This window comes from Chitinophaga sp. (assembly GCF_036566945.1).
In the GTDB taxonomy this organism is placed as follows: Bacteria; Bacteroidota; Bacteroidia; order Chitinophagales; family Chitinophagaceae; genus Chitinophaga.
On the sequence record NZ_DATCVJ010000605.1, the window covers coordinates 1 to 7,517 of the forward strand.

The following is a 7,517-nucleotide window of genomic DNA, read 5'->3' on the forward strand; positions in this document are numbered from 1 at the left end:
TTCTTTCGCTTCTTTCAGACCTAAGCCGGTCAGATCTTTAACGATCTTCACAACGTTCAGTTTGCTTGCACCAGCAGCTTTCAGAACTACGTTGAAGGCAGTTTTTTCTTCAACTACAGCAGCTTCACCGCCACCAGATACAACAACTGCAGCAGCAGCTGGTTCGATACCATATTCTGATTTCAGAACGTCTGCGAGTTCTTGTACTTCCTTAACAGTTAAACCTACTAATTGTTCAGCTAATGCTTTTACGTCTGCCATTTTATAATGTTTTAATGTAATGTTTGTAATGTTGTTGTTAATTATATTGTGACTTGGAAGCCGATTTTGAGCTTTCCGTTTTGGCTATCCGCTTTTAGCAAGCGAATAGTTCAAAGCGAAAAAGACTATTCTGCTGCTGGTGCTTCCACTGCAGCTTCTTCTTTCTTGCCTTTTTCCAGCAAAGCAGCGATAACGCGTTTTGCAGGTGATTGCAAGAGACCGATAACTTCGCCGATGAGCTCGTTCTTGGTCTTGATGTTGGTCAGCGCTTTCAGCTGGTTGTCGCCTACGAATACTTCATCAGCAACAAAAGCAGCTTTCAGTACTGGCTTTTCCAGTTTACCGTTTGCTTTACGGAAATCAGAGATGATCAGAGCCGGCTCTTTCGGGCTGTCAGAGAACATCAGCGCAGTTACACCATGCAGACTGTCTAATACACCTGCATATTTTTCGCTATCCAGAGATTCCAGTGCCTTGCGGATCAGGGTGTTTTTAGCCACCTTCATTTCCACTTGCTTATCGAAGCATACTTTCCTCAGGTTATTCACCTGCGCTACTGATAATGATTCAGTATTAGTGATATAAAAGTTGCTATATTGAGAGAACTTACTTTTCAGCAGTTCAATCGCTTCTTGTTTTTGATCTTTATTCATATTAAAACGTTTGTAGCAAGCCCCATCTTTACAGATAACGACTACAACTCGTGATCAATTAGTTTTGAACAGATTTAGTATCGATAACAATACCTGGACTCATGGTGCTTGCCATAGACAGACCTCTCAGGTATACACCTTTTGCAGTAGCTGGTTTCAGCTTGATGATAGCACTGATCAGCTCCATAGAGTTCTGCTCAATTTTATCAGATGCAAAAGATACATGACCGATAGAAGCGTGGATAATACCAGCTTTATCAACCTTGAAAGTGATTTTACCGCCTTTAACATCGTTTACTGCAGCTGCAACGTCGTTAGTAACAGTACCGGTCTTAGGGTTTGGCATCAGGTTACGTGGACCTAAAATCTTACCCAGTTTACCGATCTTCGGCATTACAGAAGGAGTAGCTACGATTACATCAACATCAGTCCAACCAGCTTCGATCTTCTGGATAAATTCATCCAGACCAACGAAGTCAGCACCTGCTTCTTTTGCAGCAGCTTCTTTATCAGGTGTGCAAAGCACTAAAACCTTCTTAGTCTTACCAGTACCGTGTGGAAGCGTTACGGAACCACGGATGGCTTGATCTGCTTTCTTAGGATCAACGCCTAAGCGGATATGTAAATCGACAGAACTGTCGAATTTAGTACAGTTAATATCTTTAACCAGGCTAGAAGCTTCTTTCAGGCTATAAACCTTATTTTTTTCAAGCTTAGCGTCAGCTACTTTTCTCTTTTTAGTTGCCATTTGTCAAAATGATTTTAAGATCCTGCCTCAACAGGGTGAAACAATTAGTTTTCCCAAGGAGCTTTACCATCAACAGTAATACCCATGCTACGCGCAGTACCAGCTACCATTTTCATAGCGCTGTTCAGCGTAAAGCAGTTCAGATCAGCCATCTTATCTTCTGCAATAGCTTGTACCTGAGCCCAGGAAACTTTACCCACCTTGTTACGGTTTGGTTCTTTGGAACCACTCTGTAATTTAGCAGCTTCCAGCAGCTGTACAGGTGCCGGAGGAGTTTTAATTACAAATTCAAATGATTTATCAGTGTAAACAGTCAGCAACACAGGCAATACTTTACCCATTTTATCCTGGGTACGGGCATTGAACTGTTTGCAGAACTCCATGATGTTCACACCTTTGGAACCCAGTGCGGGACCAATTGGAGGTGCAGGGTTGGCCTGGCCGCCTTTCACCTGCAATTTCACGTACGTTGAAATCTCTTTTGCCATGTTTTTTAATTTAATTTGGTTAAACGCCCCCTGCAAAACAGAAGACTCCCAAAACTAAAAGGAACTAAAATAACCTTTTAAAGGGGATGCAAAGGTATATATTATTACGAAATTGTCAAAAAGTATTTGAAATTGGGCATCCTTTTTGCTTCGGAAAGGATTTTTTTTACAAATCTATTGCATTACCCGGAATTTTTCCTTATCATCCGAAGCCGGCAAAGTTACGATTTCTCTGCCACTTGCGCGTAAAACAATTCCCTCCGCTTACCCTTCTCTGTTTTTATATATTTATTGACGAAAGATTGCTCACTCTCCACCTTTCCCTTCATCTCCGTTATCGCCTGCAACAGCTCGTCCATATTATGCTTAATGGTATCGTCGGAAATGCGCAGCCCGGAAAGCGACTTTTCTGCTCCTGTCAGCCGGCCGGCAATCCCGTCAATCATCTTCTTTAATAATTCATCTTTCATTTCCGGCATAAACTGCCTGTTCTTAAAGCCCACATACTCATTATATAACTTCACCACTTCTGTATAATCCCGGTTTACCTCGTTAAACTGGTCTACCCGCTTGTTCCTTGTCTCTATTTCCTGATTGGCTGCCAGTACGTTGATGGTTTGGTCCATCCAGTCCAGCTCCGTCATGATAAAAGGATTAGCGGCTCCGCCAAACTGCCGGATTCTGGCGGCGGCATGTTGCAACCGCTCCAGGCGCGACTGCCGGGACCAGGCATTCAGACTATCGTTAAAAGCAAAGGCGGATCTTTTGGTAGCCGCCGCAAAACCCTGGCTGTTCAGCTCATCATGCCGCAACGGAAACGACAGCATCTGCCACATGGGATCATACGGCATATGCGTTTTCACGGCCAGCTGCGGCAATGCCTGAAACCACGTCCAATTGATCTTCTGGATAAAACGCCCATTTTCCACCCCTCCTGCTCCCCAGGTGGGATCGGTAATTGTCCACTGTGAACCATTCTTTATCACTACCCAATCGTGTGAGCCGGTGGGAATCATAATATCGTTGAGTAGTCCGTAGCCGGTTACCACGATCGCATTAATACCTGCCTCCCGGCATACCTGTGCGTACAACACTGCATAATCGGTACACAGCCCTTTACGGATACGCAAGGTCCGGATCATAGCTGCTGCTGAATCCCGGTAGCTGTTGGGACGATTCATATTGGCCACATCATAGGCAATGTTATTCGCCATCCAGCTAAACAACGCTTGCTGTAAAGCCGTACTACTGCCGGTATGTGCCTTCAACCATTGCGCCATCGCTGCAGGTGATGTAGTGGCGGCTTCGGGTATCTGAGGGATGGCCACCACCGTAGCCGGCTTAGTTGGTTTACCGGTTTGTGCGCCTGCTGATGCGCTCAGTAACAGCCCGAGCAAGACAGAAATAATTGATTTCATATAATAATGAGATATAGGGGAATTGTATTAATTGTCAGGGACGCGCTAAAAATATAAAAAATAAACAGCTTTTCTCACTTCTCAGGTGTTGTCATCTTTCATCACCATAAAACAGATTCTCATGTGAGATGCTATAGCTAAATAAGAAAAGCGCCCCGGTGATCCGGGGCGCTTTTCAATAAAGATGTTGTATAAAAAATTAAGAAAGCTTTTCTACCTGCATGAAGTTTAGCTCTACTGGTGTAGCACGGCCAAAGATCTTTACAGTTACTTTCAGTTTTTTCTTGTCTTCGATTACTTCTTCGATCACACCGTTAAAGTCGTTGAATGGACCATCAATAATTTTAATGGTTTCACCTACGATGAAAGGTTCACTCATGGTTAATCCCTGATCGCTCAGTTCATCCACTTTACCTAACATTTTGTTTACTTCCGCTTTACGGAGTGCGATTGGTTTTTCTTTTCCGAGGAAGTGAATAACGCCAGATACATTACGTATAGCTTGTATTACTTCATCGGTCATTTTACCATCTACAGCTTCGATCATCACGTATCCGGGATAGAAGTTTTTTTCGCGCATTACTTTTTTACCAGCCTGCACTTTATAAACTTTTTCTACCGGCAGGAAGATCTGGCTGATAACGTTACCCCAATCGGAGCGGCGTACTTCAATATCCAGGTATTCCTTCACTTTTTTTTCCTTGCCACTAACAACGCGGAGTACATACCACTTTGTTTCCTGAGCAGGAAGATTGGCTGCATCCATTTATTTAGCTTTGAAAATTTCGTAATAGTGTGTTAACACAAAATTGGAAGCGGCATCCATACCCCAAACGAGCGCAGTAACAAATATTGTTGCTATCAGCACGATCATGGTAGATGACTGGAGTTCTTGCCAGGTAGGCCAGGACACCTTGTAAACCAATTCATGATAAGACTCGCGGAAATAATTTCTGATCTTATTCATTCTATAAAGTTAACTATTTATGGTCAATTGTTTAAAGCCTAAAAAATGGTTGACTTGTTTTATTGCAACAATTCAACCATTTAATTATTTTTTATAAAACCTTGCACGGGTACTAGGATTCGAACCCAGATCAAAGGTTTTGGAGACCCGTATGCTACCGTTGCACCATACCCGTGTATAAAGCCATTAGCAGTAAGCTTTTAGCAGCCAGCAAATCTATATAAATTTTCTGACATTTAATCGCCAAAGCTAATGGCTTTTTAATATTATTTAGTTGCTTATTTCAGGATTTCTGTAACCTGACCAGCACCTACTGTACGACCACCTTCACGGATAGCGAACTTCAGACCTTTGTCCATAGCGATAGGCTGGATCAGTTTAACCTGCAGACTAACGTTATCACCAGGCATCACCATTTCAACACCTGCTGGTAATTCAACTTCACCTGTTACGTCAGTAGTACGGAAGTAGAACTGAGGACGGTATTTGTTGAAGAACGGAGTGTGACGGCCACCTTCTTCTTTGCTCAGTACGTATACTTCGCATTTGAATTCGGAGTGAGGTTTGATAGTACCTGGCTGGCAGATAACCATACCACGACGGATCTGAGTTTTCTCAATACCGCGGAGTAACAGACCAGCGTTATCACCTGCTTCACCTTCGTCGAGGAGTTTTTTGAACATCTCAACACCAGTACAAGTAGATTTCAGTGGTTCTTCCTGCAGACCTACGATTTCAACGTTCTCACCAACTTTGATGCGACCGCGTTCGATACGACCTGTAGCAACTGTACCACGACCTGTGATAGAGAATACATCTTCTACTGACATCAGGAACGGTTGATCAACCGGACGTGGAGGCAGTGGGATGTAAGTATCAACAGCTTCCATCAGTTGGTCGATAGCAGCAACCCATTTTTCGTCACCAGCGAGAGCGCCAGTTGCAGAACCCTGGATTACAGGAACGTTATCACCGTCAAAACCGTTAGAAGACAGCAGATCACGAATTTCGATTTCTACCAGTTCCAGCAGTTCTGGATCGTCTACCAGATCAACTTTGTTCATGAATACTACGATACGAGGTACACCTACCTGGCGAGCCAGCAGGATGTGCTCTCTTGTTTGCGGCATAGGACCATCTGTAGCTGCCACCACGAGGATAGCACCGTCCATCTGAGCAGCACCGGTGATCATGTTCTTCACATAATCCGCGTGACCAGGACAGTCAACGTGAGCGTAGTGACGAGCAACTGTCTGATACTCAACGTGAGCTGTATTGATAGTAATACCTCTTTCTTTTTCTTCAGGAGCAGCATCGATCTCATCATATCCTCTCTTCTCTGCCAGACCTTTATTTGCCAAAATTGTGGTAATGGCAGCAGTCAAAGTAGTTTTACCATGATCCACGTGGCCGATGGTACCAATGTTTACGTGGGGTTTATCCCGCTTGAAGGTTTCTTTTGCCATTGTATTTTCTTTTTAGATGGTTTGTAAAGATTGTATTGATTGTTGTTTTAAAAAAACGGTTTTACAAACTTGTACCGTTGATGAGAATTGAACTCATGGCCTCCCCTAAACAAAAAAGGGTCGCTCTTCCATTGAGCTACAACGCTAAGTTTTAATTTCGGAGTGCAGAATTTACAAATTCGAATTCCGAAATTCGAATTTTATGGAGTTTGTTGAGGCGATAAAAAAGTCACTACAACTATTCTTCTAAAATTCAATGGAGCTGTTGATGAGAATTGAACTCACGACCTCTTCCTTACCAAGGAAGTGCTCTACCCCTGAGCTACAACAGCTTAAAAAATTGCTTTAATGCGAGCGGGAGACGAGGTTCGAACCCGCGACCTACAGCTTGGAAGGCTGTCGCTCTACCAACTGAGCTACTCCCGCATTTTTAATTCACTAAGTTTCCGGCAAACAACACTGCAACTTTCCACTTATAGAATTATTAGAATAAAAATAAGAACTTTAAAAGGCTGTTGTACCACAGGTTTAGGGTAATCTGTCTACTACTTCTGAATTACTTCACCTTCTACTCAACAACTATGTTCCGCCTCTGCGAAGGGCAAAAGCGGAACACGCTGTATTTTGTGGGCAGGATAGGATTCGAACCTATGAAGACGTAGTCAGCGGATTTACAGTCCGCCCCATTTGGCCGCTCTGGAACCTGCCCTAACATCTTTGGATTTTGTCATCCGGCTACTTAACTAACCAAATAAAAATCGATGAGCCAGCAGAGGGATTCGAACCCCCGACCCACTGATTACAAATCAGTAGCTCTGGCCAACTGAGCTATGCTGGCATCTTTCAAAAAACATTCTTTCAATAAAGTAACTCGTTGAAAGAGAGCGCAAAATTAAACGAATTTTTCAATTCTCAAAATCTTTTTTTCAGTTTGTTACAAATATTTAAAAATTTATCTGCTTCCCTGAAAACGCCCTACCATAAAGAACTTTGCTACCTTTACCGACCCTCTTTTTGAATCGGGATGGCAAAGGTAGCAAAGAGATTAATATTTCCAAAATTATTTCAGAAAATTATTGAAATTTCTTTTCCTTCTTTCTTTTTACCTGCTCGACTAGGGATTCGAAGGCAAGGTCAAAAGACTCTTCGAAGGACTTAGACTCGTGCTTGACAAACAAGTCCTGGCGGGGTATTCGAACTCGGATCTCGGCTATTTTGTCTTTAATTTGATGGGCTAAATTATCCACTTTTAAAAATACATCCACACTAATGATACGGTCATAAAAGGTGTTTAACTTCTGAAGTTTCTTGTTCACATGATCGATCAATTTGGAATCAGCATCAAAATGCACAGTTTGAATTTGTACGTTCATAGCACTAATTTTTTAAATATTTAACAATCTAAGTTCTAGTTAGTAAAGGAAGGTCATAGGCATTCTCTTTTAGTATAATGAACTTGATTACTAATATAGTCACTTTTGCAATGCAATGCGGAATAGGCGCGTAATATTTTGTT

The 7,517-nt window shown here is 42.5% G+C and carries 9 protein-coding genes and 6 tRNA genes; all 15 read right to left on the reverse strand.

The features are described 5' to 3' along the window. A partial coding sequence (locus VIP81_RS18370) for a ribosomal protein bL12 (protein ID WP_331964234.1) occupies positions 1 to 261 on the reverse strand: 261 nt, incomplete at its 3' end. A gap of 125 nt (positions 262 to 386) precedes the next feature. Beyond that, positions 387 to 914, reverse strand: a complete 528-nt coding sequence (rplJ, locus tag VIP81_RS18375; RefSeq protein WP_331964237.1) for a 50S ribosomal protein L10 — start codon at positions 912 to 914, stop codon at positions 387 to 389. Positions 915 to 972: 58 nt separating this feature from the next. Beyond that, positions 973 to 1,662, reverse strand: coding sequence for a 50S ribosomal protein L1 (rplA, locus tag VIP81_RS18380; protein WP_331964240.1), 690 nt, complete (start codon positions 1,660 to 1,662; stop codon positions 973 to 975). 44 nt (positions 1,663 to 1,706) lie between these two features. Continuing rightward, positions 1,707 to 2,150 (reverse strand): 50S ribosomal protein L11, encoded by a 444-nt coding sequence (rplK, locus tag VIP81_RS18385; protein ID WP_331964243.1) that lies wholly within the window; start codon positions 2,148 to 2,150, stop codon positions 1,707 to 1,709. Between the two features lie 221 nt (positions 2,151 to 2,371). Next, on the reverse strand, positions 2,372 to 3,568 hold the full coding sequence (locus tag VIP81_RS18390) for a transglutaminase domain-containing protein (protein ID WP_331964246.1): 1,197 nt from the start codon (positions 3,566 to 3,568) through the stop codon (positions 2,372 to 2,374). 199 nt (positions 3,569 to 3,767) lie between these two features. Beyond that, a complete protein-coding gene (gene nusG / locus VIP81_RS18395) occupies positions 3,768 to 4,334 on the reverse strand; it encodes a transcription termination/antitermination protein NusG (protein ID WP_089902937.1) in 567 nt (188 codons plus the stop codon). Next, entirely contained in the window at positions 4,335 to 4,535 is a 201-nt protein-coding gene (secE, locus tag VIP81_RS18400) for a preprotein translocase subunit SecE (protein WP_106527941.1), read from the reverse strand. 104 nt (positions 4,536 to 4,639) lie between these two features. After that, positions 4,640 to 4,710, reverse strand: a tRNA-Trp gene (locus tag VIP81_RS18405). A 103-nt stretch (positions 4,711 to 4,813) separates the two neighbouring features. After that, positions 4,814 to 6,001 (reverse strand): elongation factor Tu, encoded by a 1,188-nt coding sequence (tuf, locus tag VIP81_RS18410; RefSeq protein ID WP_331964259.1) that lies wholly within the window; start codon positions 5,999 to 6,001, stop codon positions 4,814 to 4,816. Between the two features lie 72 nt (positions 6,002 to 6,073). Then, positions 6,074 to 6,147, reverse strand: a tRNA-Lys gene (locus tag VIP81_RS18415). Positions 6,148 to 6,258: 111 nt separating this feature from the next. Further along, positions 6,259 to 6,333, reverse strand: a tRNA-Thr gene (locus tag VIP81_RS18420). Positions 6,334 to 6,354: 21 nt separating this feature from the next. Then, positions 6,355 to 6,427: transfer RNA gene (locus tag VIP81_RS18425), tRNA-Gly, on the reverse strand. Between the two features lie 201 nt (positions 6,428 to 6,628). Further along, a tRNA-Tyr gene (locus tag VIP81_RS18430) sits at positions 6,629 to 6,710 on the reverse strand. Positions 6,711 to 6,765: 55 nt separating this feature from the next. Continuing rightward, positions 6,766 to 6,839, reverse strand: a tRNA-Thr gene (locus VIP81_RS18435). A 235-nt stretch (positions 6,840 to 7,074) separates the two neighbouring features. Continuing rightward, the gene (locus tag VIP81_RS18440; RefSeq protein WP_133808740.1) at positions 7,075 to 7,374 is read right to left on the reverse strand and encodes an HPF/RaiA family ribosome-associated protein; all 300 of its coding nucleotides are present in this window, start codon (positions 7,372 to 7,374) and stop codon (positions 7,075 to 7,077) included. Positions 7,375 to 7,517: the final 143 nt, after the last annotated feature.